This is a genomic window from Streptomyces sp. NPDC002004, assembly GCF_053593975.1.
Map to the genome: position 1 here is coordinate 434,545 of NZ_JBSFDP010000001.1, position 16,686 is coordinate 451,230.

Here is a 16,686-nt window from a genome sequence, read left to right on the forward strand (position 1 = left end):
GCCGTAACCAACCGTCAGCCACCGGATCGAAAGTCGACGGGCTTCGTCGCCGAACATCCCGCGATCTTCATTACTTGAATGAATCAACGCCCGTAGACGCCCCTACGCGCTCATCTGAGCGGAGGTGTCACGCAAGTGTGTTCAGTTTTTGAATGCGAGAGAGGTGGCACTGAGTGCCACGACTTGGAGAAGTGCAATCGCCCTCCTTCCGCTCATCTGAGCGCAACCCTTATCAAGGGTGGCGAGAATCACGCCGGGGGGACCGGCTGAATTTCACCATACGGACGCCCGCGACGGTCCGCGAAACATTGCCGCGGGCGACACCGGGGCAGGTCACCGGCGCTCACCTGAGCGAGGACCGGCGGATGCCCGGGACGCCGGTCCCGCGGTGTCCACCGGGGCCCTCACCGCCCTCGGCGCCGCGGAAGGTCCCTGCTCAGACGCCCAGGGCGAGCAGCCGCTCCTCCACCCGCTCCGGTGCATACAGCTGCTCCACGACCAGGGCCCCCGCCCCGATCAGCCCGGCCCGCTCCCCCAGCCGTGAGGTGACGACCTCCAGATGAGCGGTGGAGCGCGGCAGGGCCCGCTGGTACAGCAGCTCCCGCACACCGGTGAGGAACGGGGTCCCGGCGAGGTCCCCGGCGATCATCAGCACGCCGGGGTTGAGGAGCGTGACGACGGTGGCCAGCACCTCGCCGACCGTGCGCCCCGCCTCCCGGGCCAGCCGCACCGCCTCGGGATGCCCGGCCGCGAGCAGCCCGCGCACATCGGAGCCGGACGCCGCGGGGACACCGGCCTCCGTCAGCCGCCGCGCGAGGGCGCGCCCGCTGGCGACGGCGGCGAGGCAGCCGTACGCGCCGCAGCGGCACAGCGCCCCGGCGCCCTCGGGGACCCGGATGTGGCCGATGTCGCCGGCTCCTCCGTCGATGCCGCGGTAGATCGCGCCGTCCACGACGACGCCGGCGCCGATGCCGGTGGAGACCTTGACCAGCGCGAAGGCCGCGCAGCCGGGGAATCCGGTGCGCTGCTCGCCGTACGCCATGAGGTTGGCGTCGTTGTCCACGAACACCGGGACCTCGGTGCGGGCGCCGCGCGTGTGCCCGGCGAAGGCGCGACGCACTCGGCCCCGTATGTCGTAGCCGTCCCAGCCCGGCATGATCGGCGGCTGCACGACACGGCCCGATGCGCTGTCGACCGGGCCCGGCACCGCGAGGCCGATCCCGCAGACCGTGTCCGGGGCACGCCCCGTCTCGTTCAGCAGCGCGCCGAACCACTGGCCGAGCTCGCCGAGCACCGCCTCGGGACCGTCCTCGACGAGAAGCGGGCCCGCGTGTTCGGCGAGGAGATCACCGGTGAGCGTGAGAAGGGCGGCCCGGGCGTGCCGGGTGTCGAGGTCGGCGGCGAGGACCACCGCGTGGGCGTCGTCGAATTCGAGGTGGACGGCGGGACGGCCGCCGAGCGGCGAGTCCACCGGGCCCGCGGCGCCCTCGCGCAGCCAGCCCGCGCGGAAGAGCCGGTCGAGGCGCTGGCCGACGGTGGCCCGGGAGAGTCCGGTGACCTGCTGGATCGCCCCGCGTGTCGTCGCGCGTCCACTGCGCACCAGATGGAGCAGATCCCCGGCGCTCGCCGGGACCCCGGCCGACCGTACTCCCTGATTCCCGGCCATCCCTACCCCCTTGTGTCGACCGAACCCACGTTACATAGTGAGTTGTGCGTGTTAAATAGACGTAACTCCACAGTGCCGAGTGCGGAACTGACGGGATGTCGCCACTCGGGAGACTCACGGGAGACCTCCGTGCACCGCACCACCGATCATCCCCGGCGCCGCACCGCCCGGCGCACCCCGCTCCACGAGCGGGCCGCCCGGGTGCTGCACGCCAACTGGACGGGATCGTCCACGGTGCCGTCCCGCGGCCTGTACCCGCACCAGTGGTCGTGGGACTCGGCGTTCATCGCGATCGGGCTGCGCCATGTGTCGCCGCTGCGGGCCCAGATCGAGCTGGAGACGCTGCTCGACGCGCAGTGGGGCGACGGGCGCGTGCCGCACATCGTGTTCAACCCCGCCGTGCCGCTGGACGCCTACTTCCCGAGCCCCGACTTCTGGCGGTCGTCCGTTGCGGGGCGCGCTGCCGGGTCGCCGCGCGGGGTGCAGACGTCGGGGATCGTGCAGCCCCCGGTGCACGCACTGGCCGCATGGCTCGTGCACCGGGCCGACCCCGAGCTCTCCCGCGCCCGCTCCTTCCTGGCCCGGGTCCATCCGCGGCTCGCGGCCTGGCACCGCTATCTGCTGCACCGGCGCGACGCGGGCGGGCACGGCCTCGCGTCGATCGTGCACCCGTGGGAGCAGGGCATGGACAACAGCCCCTGCTGGGACGCGCCGCTCGCGCGGGTCCGGCCCGCCGCGCCGCACTCCTTCCGCCGTGCCGACCTCGACCACGGCTCGGCCGGCGACAGGCCGACGGACCTGGACTACGGGCGGTACGTACGGCTCGCGACGGACTACCGCGAGCGGGGGTACGCCGACGGGGCCGCGGCCTTCACGTCCTTCGCGGTGGAGGACCCCGCGTTCAACGCGCTGCTCATCGCGTCCGAGCACGCACTGGCCCGAATCGCCGGGGAGCTGGGAGCCACGGGTACGGCCCGGCACGCCCGGGCCGAACGGCTGACGGCGGCGCTGGTCGAGCGGCTCTGGGATCCCGCCGACGGGATGTTCCTCTGCCGGGACGCGAACACCGGGCGGCTCGTTCCCGAGCGGGGGGTCGCGGGGCTGGTCCCGCTGATCCTGCCCGCGCTGCCGGGCGGGATCGCGGCGGCGCTGGTACGCACGGCGTGCGGGCCCCGCTTCGGGCTCGGCGGTCCGGCCCGGCTCGTGCCGAGCTACGACCTCACAGGGCGGGCCTTCGATCCGCACCGGTACTGGCGGGGCCCTGCCTGGTTCAACATCAACTGGCTGCTGGAGCGGGGTCTGCGGCTGCACGGGGAGCGGGCGCTCGCGGGGACGCTGCGCGCGGCGATGCTGACGACCGCGGCGTCCTCGGACTTCGCCGAGTACGTGCACCCGTACACGGGCGAGGGGTGCGGAGCCCGGGGGTTCGGCTGGACCGCGGCCCTCGTCCTGGATCTGCTGGACGACCCGGCGGACCCGGCCGGCCCGGCGCCGCGGGAGCCGGACATGCACGTCGGGGCCCCCGGCAGCGGGGGCGGGGACCACCCGCTGCCGGGGGCCGGGAGCGATGCGCACGGCGCGGACGCGGATCGCTCCGGCGGTACGGCCGCCCGCGGCGGTCATCGGCAGGCGCGGCCGGGCGCCGCGCACCACAGTCGGGGCGGCGGCACCGCCAGGGAGGGATACGGGGATGAGTGAGCGGCACTGCGTGTTCGTGTACGGGGGGACCTTCGCGGCCCTCGGGGCCGGGGGCGACATCACCGGAGCACGGGGAAACACCGTGCCCGGTGGGCTGTTCGTCCGCGACGCCCGGCATCTGAGCCGGTGGCAGCTGACCGTGGACGGCGCCGTGCCGGAGGTGCTGACGCCGGTGGCCGAGGGGAGCACCGCGCGCTGCGTGCTGGTGCCGCGCGGGGGACGGCAGGAGCCGCCCGCGTACACGGTGTTCCGGGAGCAGGCCGTTGCGGAGAGCGGCCTGGTGGAGACATTGCGGGTGGCGGGCAACCGGCCCGTGCCGACCGAGGTGCGGATCGCCGTCACCGCGGACGCCGACTTCACGGACCAGTTCGAGCTGCGCTCGGACCACCGTACGTACAGCAAGGCGGGCGCCGTGCGCTCCCGCGAGATCCGCGACGACGGCGTGGAGTTCGGCTACCGGCGCGGTGAGTGGCGTTCCTGCACCACCGTGACCGCCGACCCCGCCCCGGACCACGTCGAGGAGACGGGCACGGGCGCCCGGCGGCTGGTCTGGACGCTGCGGCTGCCGCCGCACGGCCGCAGCGAACTGACACTGCGCGTGACGGCCCGGCCGCACGGCGCTCCGCCGGCCGACGTACCCGCGTCGCCCGAGGCCGCCGCGTCCGAACTCGCTGCTCTGGAAGAGGAGTTCAGTGAGGCGGTGCCGCTGCCGTCCGGCTGGCCGGAGCTCGCCGCCGCCTGCTCGCTGGGCCTCTCCGATCTGGCGGTGCTGCGGGTCGCGGCGACGGGGCCGGAGGGCGAGCGGCTGCGGGTGCCGGCGGCCGGCGTGCCGTGGTTCCTGACCATGCTGGGCCGCGACGCCCTGCTGACCTCGCTGTTCGCGCTGCCGTACCTGCCCCGGCTGGCCGCCGCGACGCTGCCCGCGCTCGCCGCGACCCAGGCGACGGAGGGCACCCGGGGCCCCGTGGCCCAGCCCGGCAAGATCGTGCACGAGGTGCGCCACGGCGAGCTGGCGCACTTCGGCCAGGTGCCGTTCGGCCGCTACTACGGTTCGGTCGACGCGACCCCGCTGTTCCTGGTGCTGCTCGGCGCGTACACCGAGCGGACCGGCGACACCACGCTCGCCACCCGGCTGGAGCCGAACGCCCGGGCCGCCGTCGGCTGGATGCTGGACCACGGCGGTCTCACCGCGCGGGGCTATCTCGTCTACCGAGCGGACGAGGGCGGGCTCGCCAACCAGAACTGGAAGGACTCGCCGGGCGCGATCTGTTCGGCGGACGGGGAACGCCCGTCGGGCCCGGTGATGGCGGCGGGCGCGCAGGGGTACGCGTACGACGCGCTGCGCCGCACCGCATGGCTGGCGCGGACGGTGTGGGGCGACGCGGTCTACGCGGATCTGCTGACGCAGACCGCGGCGGACCTGCGGGACCGGTTCCAGCGGGACTTCTGGATGGCGGGCCGGAACTTCCCGGCGCTGGCGCTCGACGGCGAAGGCCGTCATGTGGACGCGCTCGCCTCGGACGCCGGCCATCTGCTGTGGTCGGGGCTGCTGGACAAGGAGTACGGGGAGGCCGTGGGCCGGAGGCTGCTGGAGGCGGACTTCTTCTCCGGCTGGGGAGTACGCACCCTGGCGTCGGGCCAGGCCGCGTACCACCCCCTCTCCTACCACCGGGGTTCGGTGTGGCCGCACGACAACGCGCTGATCGCGCTGGGACTGTCCCGCTACGGCCTGCACGACGAGGCACGGACGGTCGCCCGCGCCCTGGTCGACGCGGCCGCGGCCGACGCGCACCGGCTGCCGGAGGTGCTCGCGGGCTATCCGCGCGACACCCATCCCACGCCGGTGCCGTATCCGCACGCCTGCACCCGTGAGGCCCGTTCGGCGGCCGCGCCGCTCGCCCTGCTCACCGCCGTGGGCGGGACGTAGCGAGCGTGCGTCCTGCCCGGCGGTGGCGGGGCGACGGTCCGCGGGGACCGCCCGGGTGACGCCGGGCGGCCGTGACCGGATCCCCACCCGTACGGCGGGACGGTCTCGCACCCGGCCGCGGACGGATGGACGATGGAAGCGCCCGGCCACGGCACGGGCGAGCGGCGGAACCGTCGGACGACCGCGCACCACGAGGGCCGCACACCACGGGTCCGCGCCCCACGAGGGGCGCGCACGCGACGACCGAGCGACACGGGGACGACACCACACGACGACCGCACAACACGACGACCGCGGACGAGCCGGCCGAACGCGCCCGCCATGGACGGGCGGGCCGGGAGGCCGGGGACGGAGGCAGGGGATGGCCGTACCGATCATGCTGGACTGCGATCCGGGGCACGACGACGCGATCGCCATTCTGCTGGCCGCGTCCCATCCCGCCGTGGAGCTGCGGGCCATCACCACGGTCGCGGGGAACAACGTCGTCGCCAGGACCACGCTCAACGCCCGTCGCGTGTGCACGGTCGCCGGGATCAAAGGCGTGCCGATCGGCGCGGGCGCCGAGGCGCCGCTGAGCCGGCCGCTCGTCGTGGCGGCCGATGTGCACGGGGAGAGCGGGCTGGACGGCGCCGACTTCCCCGCGCCGACGGTGGACGTGGACGGGCGGCACGCCGTGGATCTGATGCGGGCGGTGCTGCACGACAGCGACCGCCCGGTCACCCTCGTCGCGACGGGCCCGCTCACCAATGTGGCGCTGCTGCTGCACAACCACCCGCATGTACGCGACCGCATCGAACGGATCGTGCTGATGGGCGGCTCGACGGGGCGCGGAAACACCACCCCCTACGCGGAGTTCAACATCCACACCGACCCGGAGGCCGCGGACATCGTCTTCTCCAGCGGGCTTCCCGTGGCGATGTTCGGCCTGAACATCACCCACCAGGCGCTGGTCACACCGGAGATCACCGAGCGGCTGCGCGCCCTCGGCACGCCGCTGGCCCGGACCTGCGTCGGTCTGATGACCTTCTTCGCCGACGCCTACCGGGCCAACTTCGGTTTCTCCGCGCCGCCGTTGCACGATCCGGTGGCGGTGGCGTACGTCATCGACCCCGCCGTCGCCACGACGGTCCGGGCCCCGGTGGCGATCGAGACGGCGGGTACGTACACGAGCGGCGCCACCGCGGTCGACTGCACCACCGGACGGGCCGCGCGGACAACGCCACCGTCGGCATGGAGCTGGACCAGGACCGCTTCTGGGACCTGGTCGTGGGAGCGATCGCCTCGTACGGCTGACGCGGGCCCCGGCGCACCGGGGCCCGCGCGGTCCGTCAGGTGAGCAGGTGGACGGTGAGATTCGTGTGCGTGGCGTCGGTGTTCACGGCGTGGATGTATCCGCGCGCGCTGCGGAACAGGCCCGTGCCCCCGGTGATCGCCAGGTCGATGTTGCCCGGGCCGCTGCCGGTGATGGTGAACCGTCCCTGGATGGTGAGCTGCCCCTGCGGCAGGGCGAGGGAACCCTGGCACAGGAGGTCGGCCTCGTCGCCGGGCGCGGTCCTTGTGAGGGTGCAGACCTCGCCGAACGTACCGACCTGCGTGCTGCTCTGCAGCAGCTCCCCGCTGACGACGATCTCGTCACCCTGGGTCGTCCCCGCGCCGTCGAGGTCCAGGGAGTTGACCTGGGTCTGGTGGGCGGTGAGGCTGAAGACGGTCTCGTGGTACGGGCCGGGACCGGAGGCGGTGTCCGCGGCCGAGGCCGGGGCGGCGAAGCCGGTGGCGAGAGCACCGAGTCCGGTCACCACACCGAGGGCGGACAGCGTCAGACGGCGCATGGGGATGTCTCCTCTGCGTGCACAAGGGGGGAATATCACTGTGTGCAACGAGTAGAGCACCCGCCGTCGTGGCGGCCGGGCCGCCCCGCCAGGCCATTCGTGTGGTTTCCACATCAGCGCACGGTCGGGGGAGATGACCGGGCGCGACCGCTGCCGGGTCAGCCGCCGGAGGTGTCCAACTCCGCGTCCTCGCCGACCCCCGCACAGTCGTAGGGGTCCTTCAGCCATCCGTCCGGCAGCACCACGCGGTTGTTGCCGGACGTGCGGCCGCGGGGGCCGTCCGCCCCGACGGGCCACGCCTGGTCGAGGTCGAGTTCGGCGAGCCCCTCCTCCAGACCGGCCAGCGACGAGGTCAGTGCGAGCTTCTTGCGCATCTCGGAGCCGACGGCGAAGCCCTTCAGGTACCAGGCCACGTGCTTGCGGAAGTCGATGACGCCGCGCGACTCGTCGCCGATCCACTCCCCGAGCAGGGTGGCGTGCCGCACCATGACGGCGACGACCTCCCGCAGCGTCGGCGCCGCCGGCAGGCCCTCGCCCTCGAAGGCCGCCACCAGGTCGCCGAAGAGCCAGGGCCGGCCCAGGCATCCGCGCCCGACGACGACGCCGTCGCAGCCGGTCTCGCGCACCATCCGCACCGCGTCCGCCGCGGACCAGATGTCGCCGTTGCCGAGCACGGGGATCTCCGGGACGTGCTCCTTGAGCCGGGCGATGGCGTCCCAGTCGGCGGTGCCGCCGTAGTGCTGGGCGGCGGTGCGGCCGTGCAGGGCGATGGCCGTGACGCCCTCCTCGACGGCGATGCGGCCCGCGTCGAGGTAGGTGATGTGGTCGTCGTCGATGCCCTTGCGCATCTTCATGGTGACGGGCAGGTCACCGGCGCCGGTGACGGCCTCCCGCAGGATCGCGCGCAGCAGGTTCCGCTTGTACGGGAGCGCCGACCCGCCGCCCTTGCGGGTCACCTTCGGCACCGGGCACCCGAAGTTCAGATCGATGTGGTCGGCGAGGCCCTCGTCCGCGATCATGCGGACCGCCTTGCCGACGGTCGCCGGGTCGACGCCGTACAGCTGGATCGACCGCGGCGTCTCGCTCGGGTCGAAGTGGACCAGCTGCATGGTCTTCTCGTTGCGCTCGACCAGCGCCCGGGTCGTGATCATCTCGCTGACGAACAGCCCCTTGCCGCCGCTGAACTCGCGGCAGAGGGTGCGGAACGGCGCGTTGGTGATACCCGCCATGGGTGCGAGCACCACGGGCGGCGTGACGGCGTGCGGTCCGATGGTCAGGGTCGACGAGGGCATGGGCATTCCCCCATTGTCGCGTACCGCCGGGCGTGCCGGACCCCACCCGACCCACGACAGTCGTTAGTTAGGCGTACTATTGATGGATGCGTGACATGCCGCCCGAGCTCAGCCCGCGGCGACGTCTGCTGGTCCTGGCGATCTGCTGCATGAGCCTGCTGCTCGTGAGCCTCGACAACACCGTCCTCAACGTGGCGCTGCCGTCGATCCAGCGGGACCTGCACGCGGACGTCGCCGGTCTGCAGTGGACCATCGACGCCTACACGCTCGTCCTGGCCTCGCTGCTGATGCTGGCGGGCTCGACGGCCGACAGGATCGGACGCCGCCGGGTCTTCCAGGCGGGTCTGGTCGTCTTCACCCTCGGCTCCCTGCTCTGCTCCCTCGCGCCCGGTCTGAACTCGCTGATCGCGTTCCGCATGGTGCAGGCGGTGGGCGGTTCGATGCTGAACCCGGTCGCCATGTCGATCATCACCAACACCTTCACGGACCCGCGGGAGCGGGCCCGTGCGATCGGCGCGTGGGGCGGTGTCGTCGGGATATCGATGGCCGCGGGACCGCTCGTGGGCGGCCTGCTCGTGGACGCGGTCGGCTGGCGGTCGATCTTCTGGATCAATCTGCCGGTGGGCCTGGCCGCCCTGCTGCTGACCATGCGGTACGTCCCCGAGTCCCGTGCCCCGAAGCCGCGCCGCCCCGACCCCGTGGGCCAGCTGCTGGTGATCGCGCTGCTCGGCTCCCTGACGTACGCGATCATCGAGGCGCCGGACGCGGGCTGGACCTCGCCGAGGACCGCGGGCTTCGCTGCGGTCGCGGCGCTCTCGCTCATCGCCCTGTGCCGGTACGAACCGCGCCGCGCCGAGCCCCTGATCGACCTGCGCTTCTTCCGCAGCGCGCCGTTCTCCGGTGCGACCGGCATAGCGATCAGCGCGTTCGCCTCGCTCGGCGGCTTCCTCTTCCTCGCCACGCTGTACCTCCAGGGCGTACGCGGCCTGAACGCGCTGCACGCCGGGCTGTGGATGCTCCCCATGGCGGCCATGACCTTCGTGTGCGCGCCGCTGTCCGGGCGGCTGGTCGGCAGCCGGGGACCGCGGCTGCCGCTGCTGATCGCGGGGGTCGCGATGACGGCGAGCGGGGTGCTCTTCGCGGCGTTCGACGCCGAGACCTCGACGGGTACGCGGGCCCTCGGATACGTCCTCTTCGGCCTCGGGTTCGGCTTCGTGAACGCCCCGATCACCAACACCGCCGTCTCCGGCATGCCGCGCGCCCAGGCCGGGGTCGCCGCGGCGGTCGCCTCGACCAGCCGCCAGATCGGGCAGACGCTCGGGGTGGCCGTGATCGGCGCGGTGCTGGCTTCCGGAGTGGCGGCGGGCACGTACCGGGAGCGCTTCGTCGACGCGAGCGTGCCCGCATGGTGGGTGATCGCCGGATGCGGTGTGGCCGTGCTGGTGCTCGGGGCGGTGACCACCGGGGCGTGGGCCCGGGGGACGGCCGAGCGCACGGCCGAGCGGCTCGCCGAGCCGGAGGTACGGCAGACCGCGGGTACGCGGAACTGACCTCACCGGGTACCCCGGCGCCGGTGCGGCCGAGCGTCACCTTCCGGGCCAGCCGGCACCGCGGCGCCCCGGGCCGGGGGGTCAGACCGCTGTCAGGGCGAGGGCGTGGAGTTTTTCGAGGCGTTCGCGGGAGACCTCGTCGGACGGCGCGTACGTCACCATGCGCGGTCCGTTGACGGGCCCGAGCCACAGGTCCGTGTGGTCGAGGGTGAGCAGCCCCACATGGGCGTTGTTGAACTTCTTCGTCTTGCTGCGGGCGCTCACCACCTCGTGCCGCTCCCAGGCCTCGCAGAACTCCGGCGACGCCGTCTGGAGCCGCTGGAGGAGCACCTTCCAGGCGGGCTCGGAGAGATGGTCCGCCATGGCGGCGCGGAACTTGGCGGCCATGAGCCGCTGGGTCTCCTCCAGCAGCACGATCGTGGAACGCCACTGCTCGTTCGTGAAGCAGAGCAGCATGCAGTTGCGGTCCTCGGACGGCACCTGGTCGAGGTCGCAGAGCAGCCGGCCGTAGGTGCGGTTGTGGGCGAGGATGTCGTACCGGCCGTTCTGGATGCAGGCGGGCAGCGGCTCCAGCTGCTCCAGGAGTTGCCGCAGCGCCGGTGTGACCGACGGGCAGGCCGTGTTCGGCGCCGGGTCCGCGGCACCCGCGAGGTTGAACAGATGGGCACGCTCACTGGTGTCGAGCAGCAGCGTGCGGGCCAGGGCGTCGAGGACCTGGACGGAGACCTGGATGTCCCGGGCCTGTTCGAGCCAGGTGTACCAGGTGACGCCGACGGCGGAGAGCTGGGCGACCTCCTCGCGGCGCAGCCCCGGTGTGCGCCGGCGCCGCCCCCGCTCCAGGCCGACCTGCTCGGGGCTGATCCGCTCGCGGCGGCTGCGCAGAAAGGCGGCCAGCTCGTGCCGCCGGTCCGCGCCCACCGCCGCGCGGTGCTCCGCACCCGGCGCCGCCGGGCCCCGCGCCGTCGGGCTCTGCACGGTCCCCGTCCGATCCGTCATCGTGGCCATGCCCCCCAGCGTGCCGTATCACCGAGCCTGTTTCCAGGTACTTCTTCTACCAGGATAAAGAGACTCTGGTACCAGTCTGAGCGAACCAGCAGGCTGACCTACGTGAGTGAAACCGGAACTCTCGAAACCCTCGCGGTCCGCGCCCCGGCCCGCACCGCCGCTCCGGCCCTCGGTGGGCTCGGACTGTTCACGGTGCTGCTCGGCGCGGCACTGCCCCTCATCGACTTCTTCATCGTCAACGTCGCCCTGCCGACGATCGGCCACGATCTGGCCGCAGGCGAGGCGCTGCTGGAACTGGTCATCGCCGGCTACGGCGTCTCGTACGCGGTGCTGCTGGTCCTCGGCGGCCGGCTCGGCGACATGTTCGGCCGCCGCAGGCTCTTCCTCGCCGGGATGGCAGCCTTCGGCGTGACCTCGCTGGCCTGCGGCCTGGCGCCCGACGCGTGGTCGCTGGTGGCCGCGCGGGTGGCGCAGGGCGCCGCGGCGGCGCTGATGCTGCCGCAGGTGCTCGCCACCATCCAGTCCGCCACGGAGGGGACCCGCCGGGCGCGTGCGATGGGCCTGTACGGCGCGACGGCCGGCCTGTCCATGGTCGCCGGCCAGATCCTGGGCGGCGTCCTCGTGGCGGCGGACATCGCCGGCACCGGCTGGCGCAGCGTGTTCCTCGTCAACGTCCCCTTCGTGATCGCGGGTCTCGTCCTGGCGGCGCGCGCCGTCCCGGAGACCCGCTCCCAGCACCCGGAGCCCATCGACGTGCCCGGCACGGTGCTGCTCGGTGTCACGCTGCTGGCGCTCCTGGCGCCACTGACCGAGGGCCGTGCGGCGGGCTGGCCGCTGTGGACCTGGGTGGCCCTGGCGGTCTTCCCCGTCGCCGCGTACGCCTTCTACCGCGTGGAGCGCAGCGCCGACCGGCAGGGCCGTACGCCGCTGGTGCCGCCGAGCCTGTTCGCGCTGAAGTCGCTGCGGCGCGGTCTGGTCCTGGTGGTCCCGTTCTCCATGGGGTTCAGCGGCTTCATGTTCGTGATCGCCGTGGTGCTCCAGCAGGGCGCGCGGCTCGGTCCGGTCGCGGCGGGTCTCACGCTGCTGCCGATGGCGGCGGTCTTCTTCGCGACGTCATTGGCGGGTCCGCGTCTGGTCGCGCGGTACGGCACCCGGGTCGTCACCGCGGGCGGTCTGATCCAGGGCGTGGGCATCTCCCTCATCGCGCTGGCCGCGCTGCGGGACTGGCCGCACCTCGGAATCGTCCCGCTGCTGCCGGGGGCGTCGCTCGCGGGGCTCGGGCAGGCGTTGCAGCTTCCCGTGCTCTTCCGGGTGATCCTCTCCGAGGTGCCGGGGCCCCGGGCCGGGGTGGGCAGCGGCGTCATGATCACCACGCAGCAGTCCGCCCTCGCCCTGGGGGTCGCGACGCTCGGGTCGCTCTTCCTCTCCCTGGCCCCGGGCATGGGGATGCGCGACGCGTTCGTCGTCACGCTCCTCGCCCAGCTGGGCGGCATAGCCCTGACGGCACTCCTGAGTGTGCGCCTGCCCCGGACGATCAGCTGACCCCTTCCCGTCCCGGGGCGGCGCCCCCGCCGCCCCCCTCACGCCTTCCCGAGGTACCGCAGCACCGCCAGCACCCGCCGGTGGTCGCCGTCGGCCTGCGGCAGGCCGAGCTTGGTGAAGATGTTGTTGATGTGCTTGGCCACCGCGCTCTCGCTGACGACCAGGTGCTCCGCGATCCCGGCGTTCGACCGCCCCTCCGCCATCGACGCGAGAACGTCCTGCTCCCGCGGGGTGAGCCGGTCGACCGGATCGCTGCCGCGCCGCACGAGCAGCTGCGCCACCACCTGCGGGTCCAGCGCGGTGCCGCCGGAGGCCACACGCCGCAGTGCCTCGATGAACTCCTCGACGTCCGCGACCCGTTGCTTGAGGAGGTAGCCCACGCCGTCGGTGTGCTCCGAGAGCAGATCGGCGGCGTAGCGCTCCTCGACGTACTGGGAGAGCAGCAGGACCGCCGTGTCCGGCCACTGCCGGCGGATCACGAGGGCGGCCCGTACGCCCTCGTCGGTGAAGCCGGGCGGCATCCGGACGTCGACGACGGCGATGTCCGGCCGGTGCTCCTCGACCGCGGTCAGCAGGCCCTCCGCGTCGGCGGTCTCGGCGGCGACCTCGAAGCCCGCGGCCTCCAGGACCTTGACCAGGCCGATCCGCAGCAGCACCGAGTCCTCGGCGATCACGGCGCGCTTGACTGCTGACATGGCAACTCCACGGTGAGAACGGTCGGACCCCCGCGGGGGCTGCTGAAGCGGAAGGTGCCGTCGACGGAGGCGGCACGCCGGGTGAGCCCGGCGAGTCCGCTGCCCCGCGAGGGGTCGGCGCCGCCGACGCCGTCGTCGGTGACGACCAGGCGCAGTACGTCCCCGTCGGGGCGGGGCACACGGACGACGTCGACATCGGCCCGGGTCGCCCGGGCGTGCTTGGCGACGTTGGCCAGGGCCTCCGACACGACGAAGTAGGCGACCGCCTCGACGGCGGGCGCGGCACGCTGGGTCAGGTCCACGTGCAGCCTGACGGGCAGCGGGGCGCGCGCGGCGATACCGGACAGGGCGGCGTCGAGTCCGCGGTCGTCGAGGACGGCCGGGTGCAGTCCGCGCACCAGGCTGCTGAGCTCCTCGATGGCCTCCTTGGCCTCGCGATGGGCCTCCTCGATGACCTTGCGGGCGTCGTCCGGGATGTCGGGGAGGGTGGCCTTGGCGAGGCCCAGGTTCATCGCCATGGAGACCAGGCGCTGCTGCGCCCCGTCGTGCAGATCGCGTTCGATGCGGCGGCGTTCGGCGTCGGCGGCGTCGACGACGCCCGCGCGGGACTCTGTCAGGTTCTCCACGCGGCGTTCCAGCGCCAGGGCCGGGTCCGGCGTCAGGAAGGCGAGCGCGGCCCTGCGGTCGAGCCGGGCCAGGGCGTCGAGGCTCCAGGCGCCGAGCGCGGTCAGGACGACGCCGTACGCGGTGAGGTATTCGGCCTGGGTGTAGACGGGGAGGGCGAGCCGGGCGGACGGCGGCAGCGCCCAGATCCACAGGTACGCGGTCGCGGCCGGGAGGGCGAGGAGCACGGTGCACACCGCGACGAACTGGCCCAAGGCGACGGCCGGTCCGGCCAGCAGGTGGTACGCCAGCGGATGCCAGCGGCGGGCCGGGCCCTGGATGTCGAGGTCCGACAGGGCCTTGAACCGGTGCCGTTGGACGGCGGTCAGCTGCCGGCAGAGGGCGGCGGGCACGACGGCCGGCGCGAGGGTGGCCACCACCACGGCCCACAGTGCGGCGATCTGCGGGAAGAGGATCCAGGGCACCGACAGGGGTATCGCGACGGCCACGAACTGCACGGCCGCGCCGGCGAGTTCGAAGGGCGCGTCGCGCCGCATCCGGGTCAGGCCGCGGCGCAGCGCACGGGGTAGGGGGAGCTTCACCCGCCGACGGTAGATCATCCGGCGGACGGGCGGCCAGGCAGGCACGTACCGGTTCCGGGGTGTACCCAGTGCCACCCCGGAACGGACAGCAGCGTGACTGACAGTGACCGCCGTGTGCAGCAGGGTTGAGGACGTGCCGGAGAGTCCGGCACCACGACGTGCCGGGCCGGCGAGGCCCGGTGCGACAGTGTGCCGGCCGTCGCCGCGGCCGGCCCCGAGCGTGCCGGGCACCCGGCGCGGAAGGAGTCCTCGCCGTGTCCTTCGCCGGTTTCCCCGTGTCCGCCGCCGTCGCCGCCCGTCGGGCCACGTCCCGGGGCGGTGCCTCCCGCACGGCCCGTGCGGTCCGCCGCCTGACCCGTCCCGCGACCGCGCTGACGGTGTGCGGCGCGACACTGCTCCCCTGGATGGCGGTGCTCGCCGGGACGCTGCCGACGAGCGCGCAGGCCGCCCACTGGCGCACGGCCTGGGTCGGCTTCGACGCGCTGCTCGCGCTGGGGCTGCTGGGCACCGGTGCGCTCGTCCAACGGCATGATCCGAGGGCCCCGGCCGCGGCCGGGGCGACGGCGGCGCTGCTGGTCGCCGACGCATGGTTCGACATGACGACGGCGGCGGCCGGGCCGGAGTTCGCGGTGGCCGTCGCGATGGCGGTCTGTGCGGAACTGCCGCTCGCGGTGGTGTGCGGGCTGCTGGCCGTACGGCGCTGACGGGCAAGGGGGCCGGGGGCGGGCGTCCCCGTCGGGCACCCCACCCGCGCGCACGAGCAGCCACGCGAAGGCCCCGGTCCCGCATCGCGGGACCGGGGCCTCGTCAGGCGTATCCCCGGGTCAGCAGCCGATGAGGCGCGCCGCCAGGTAGCCCTCGATCTGGTCGAGGGACACGCGCTCCTGCTTCATGGAGTCGCGCTCACGCACCGTCACGGCGTTGTCCTCGAGCGTGTCGAAGTCGACGGTCACGCAGAACGGCGTACCGATCTCGTCCTGGCGACGGTAGCGGCGGCCGATGGCGCCGGCGTCGTCGAACTCGATGTTCCAGTGCTGGCGCAGCGCCTGGGCCAGGCCCTTGGCCTTGGGCGACAGCTCCGGGTTGCGGGACAGCGGGAGCACCGCGACCTTCACCGGGGCCAGACGGTGGTCGAGGCGCAGCACGGTGCGCTTCTCCATCTTGCCCTTGGCGTTGGGGGCCTCGTCCTCGACGTACGCGTCGAGGAGGAAGGCGAGCATGGTGCGGCCGACACCGGCCGCGGGCTCGATGACGAACGGGGTCCAGCGCTCGCCGGCCTCCTGGTCGAAGTAGGACAGGTCCTGACCGGAGGCCTTGGAGTGCGCGCCGAGGTCGTAGTCGGTGCGGTTGGCGACGCCCTCGAGCTCGCCCCACTCATTGCCGCCGAACTGGAAGCGGTACTCGATGTCGGCGGTGCGCTTGGAGTAGTGGGAGAGCTTCTCCTTCGGGTGCTCGTACCACCGCATGTTCTCCTCGCGGAGACCCAGGCCGGTGTACCAGTTCCAGCGCTGCTCCATCCAGTACTCCTGCCACTTCTCGTCCTCGCCCGGCTTGACGAAGAACTCCATCTCCATCTGCTCGAACTCGCGGGTGCGGAAGATGAAGTTGCCCGGCGTGATCTCGTTGCGGAAGGACTTGCCCATCTGGGCGATGCCGAACGGGGGCTTGCGGCGCGAGGTCTGCTGGACCTGGCCGAAGTTGGTGAAGATGCCCTGGGCGGTCTCGGGGCGCAGGTAGGCGATGGAGCCGCTGTCCTGGGTGGGGCCGAGGTGCGTGGCGAGCAGGCCGGAGAACTGCTTGGGCTCGGTGAACTGGCCCTTGGTGCCGCAGTTCGGGCAGTTGATGTCGGCGAGGCCGTTCTCGGGGAGGCGGTTGTGCTTCGCCTCGTAGGCCTCCTCCAGGTGGTCGGCGCGGAAGCGCTTGTGGCAGGAGGTGCACTCGGTGAGCGGGTCGGTGAAGGTGGCGACGTGACCGGAGGCCTCCCAGACCTCGGTCGCCAGGATCACCGACGAGTCGATACCGACGACGTCCTCACGGGACGTGACCATGTAGCGCCACCACTGGCGCTTGATGTTCTCCTTGAGCTCGACACCCAGCGGCCCGTAGTCCCAGGCGGCACGCTGTCCGCCGTAGATCTCGCTGCACGGGAATACGAAGCCACGGCGCTTGCTCAGGTTGACGATGGTGTCGATCTTGTCGGCGGCCACGGTGCTCTCTTCATTACGACGACGACGAATTTTTTTACTGGGCGGCGCGAAGCGCTCGGTGGGGTGTGGT

13 protein-coding genes are annotated in these 16,686 nt (G+C 73.0%); 6 read left to right on the top strand and 7 right to left on the bottom strand.

What is annotated here, in order from left to right; all coding sequences use genetic code 11:
* Positions 1 to 436: 436 nt before the first annotated feature.
* Positions 437 to 1,666, bottom strand: coding sequence for an ROK family protein (locus tag ACWCP6_RS01880; RefSeq protein ID WP_450930336.1), 1,230 nt, complete (start codon positions 1,664 to 1,666; stop codon positions 437 to 439).
* A gap of 129 nt (positions 1,667 to 1,795) precedes the next feature.
* Here ACWCP6_RS01880 and ACWCP6_RS01885 point away from each other — a divergent pair, with 129 nt between their 5' ends.
* The 3 genes from ACWCP6_RS01885 to ACWCP6_RS01895 all read left to right on the top strand — a co-directional run bounded on the left by ACWCP6_RS01885 (position 1,796) and on the right by ACWCP6_RS01895 (position 6,627).
* Positions 1,796 to 3,364, top strand: coding sequence for an MGH1-like glycoside hydrolase domain-containing protein (locus ACWCP6_RS01885; protein WP_450930337.1), 1,569 nt, complete (start codon positions 1,796 to 1,798; stop codon positions 3,362 to 3,364).
* Entirely contained in the window at positions 3,357 to 5,291 is a 1,935-nt protein-coding gene (locus ACWCP6_RS01890) for an amylo-alpha-1,6-glucosidase (RefSeq protein WP_450930338.1), read from the top strand. Before ACWCP6_RS01885 ends, ACWCP6_RS01890 begins: the two co-directional genes overlap by 8 nt.
* Before the next feature lie 361 nt (positions 5,292 to 5,652).
* Positions 5,653 to 6,627, top strand: coding sequence for a nucleoside hydrolase (locus tag ACWCP6_RS01895; RefSeq protein WP_450930339.1), 975 nt, complete (start codon positions 5,653 to 5,655; stop codon positions 6,625 to 6,627).
* On the opposite strand, the gene ACWCP6_RS01900 is transcribed toward ACWCP6_RS01895, so the two are convergent.
* Both ACWCP6_RS01900 and dusB read right to left on the bottom strand, forming a co-directional pair.
* A complete protein-coding gene (locus tag ACWCP6_RS01900; protein ID WP_450930340.1) occupies positions 6,620 to 7,120 on the bottom strand; it encodes a dirigent protein in 501 nt (166 codons plus the stop codon). The genes ACWCP6_RS01895 and ACWCP6_RS01900 overlap by 8 nt on opposite strands.
* Before the next feature lie 158 nt (positions 7,121 to 7,278).
* Positions 7,279 to 8,418 carry a tRNA dihydrouridine synthase DusB gene (gene dusB, locus ACWCP6_RS01905; RefSeq protein ID WP_450930341.1) on the bottom strand — a complete coding sequence of 380 codons (1,140 nt, stop codon included), beginning with the start codon at positions 8,416 to 8,418 and terminating at the stop codon, positions 7,279 to 7,281.
* A gap of 80 nt (positions 8,419 to 8,498) precedes the next feature.
* Here dusB and ACWCP6_RS01910 point away from each other — a divergent pair, with 80 nt between their 5' ends.
* Positions 8,499 to 9,962 carry an MFS transporter gene (locus ACWCP6_RS01910; protein ID WP_450930342.1) on the top strand — a complete coding sequence of 488 codons (1,464 nt, stop codon included), beginning with the start codon at positions 8,499 to 8,501 and terminating at the stop codon, positions 9,960 to 9,962.
* A gap of 81 nt (positions 9,963 to 10,043) precedes the next feature.
* Here ACWCP6_RS01910 and ACWCP6_RS01915 read toward each other — a convergent pair whose 3' ends face one another.
* Positions 10,044 to 10,958 carry a helix-turn-helix transcriptional regulator gene (locus ACWCP6_RS01915; RefSeq protein ID WP_450930547.1) on the bottom strand — a complete coding sequence of 305 codons (915 nt, stop codon included), beginning with the start codon at positions 10,956 to 10,958 and terminating at the stop codon, positions 10,044 to 10,046.
* A gap of 111 nt (positions 10,959 to 11,069) precedes the next feature.
* Here ACWCP6_RS01915 and ACWCP6_RS01920 point away from each other — a divergent pair, with 111 nt between their 5' ends.
* Complete coding sequence (locus tag ACWCP6_RS01920; RefSeq protein WP_450930343.1) at positions 11,070 to 12,509, top strand: MFS transporter; 1,440 nt, start codon at positions 11,070 to 11,072, stop codon at positions 12,507 to 12,509.
* 38 nt (positions 12,510 to 12,547) lie between these two features.
* On the opposite strand, the gene ACWCP6_RS01925 is transcribed toward ACWCP6_RS01920, so the two are convergent.
* Entirely contained in the window at positions 12,548 to 13,204 is a 657-nt protein-coding gene (locus ACWCP6_RS01925; RefSeq protein WP_450930344.1) for a response regulator transcription factor, read from the bottom strand.
* A complete protein-coding gene (locus ACWCP6_RS01930) occupies positions 13,180 to 14,364 on the bottom strand; it encodes a histidine kinase (protein ID WP_450930548.1) in 1,185 nt (394 codons plus the stop codon). The genes ACWCP6_RS01925 and ACWCP6_RS01930 overlap by 25 nt, the downstream gene beginning before the upstream one ends.
* Positions 14,365 to 14,663: 299 nt before the next feature.
* Between ACWCP6_RS01930 and ACWCP6_RS01935 the strand changes: the two genes are divergently transcribed.
* Complete coding sequence (locus tag ACWCP6_RS01935; RefSeq protein WP_450930345.1) at positions 14,664 to 15,113, top strand: hypothetical protein; 450 nt, start codon at positions 14,664 to 14,666, stop codon at positions 15,111 to 15,113.
* A gap of 120 nt (positions 15,114 to 15,233) precedes the next feature.
* Here the strand turns inward: ACWCP6_RS01935 and ACWCP6_RS01940 are convergent, their stop codons facing one another.
* Complete coding sequence (locus tag ACWCP6_RS01940; protein WP_450930346.1) at positions 15,234 to 16,616, bottom strand: glycine--tRNA ligase; 1,383 nt, start codon at positions 16,614 to 16,616, stop codon at positions 15,234 to 15,236.
* Positions 16,617 to 16,686 lie beyond the last annotated feature (70 nt).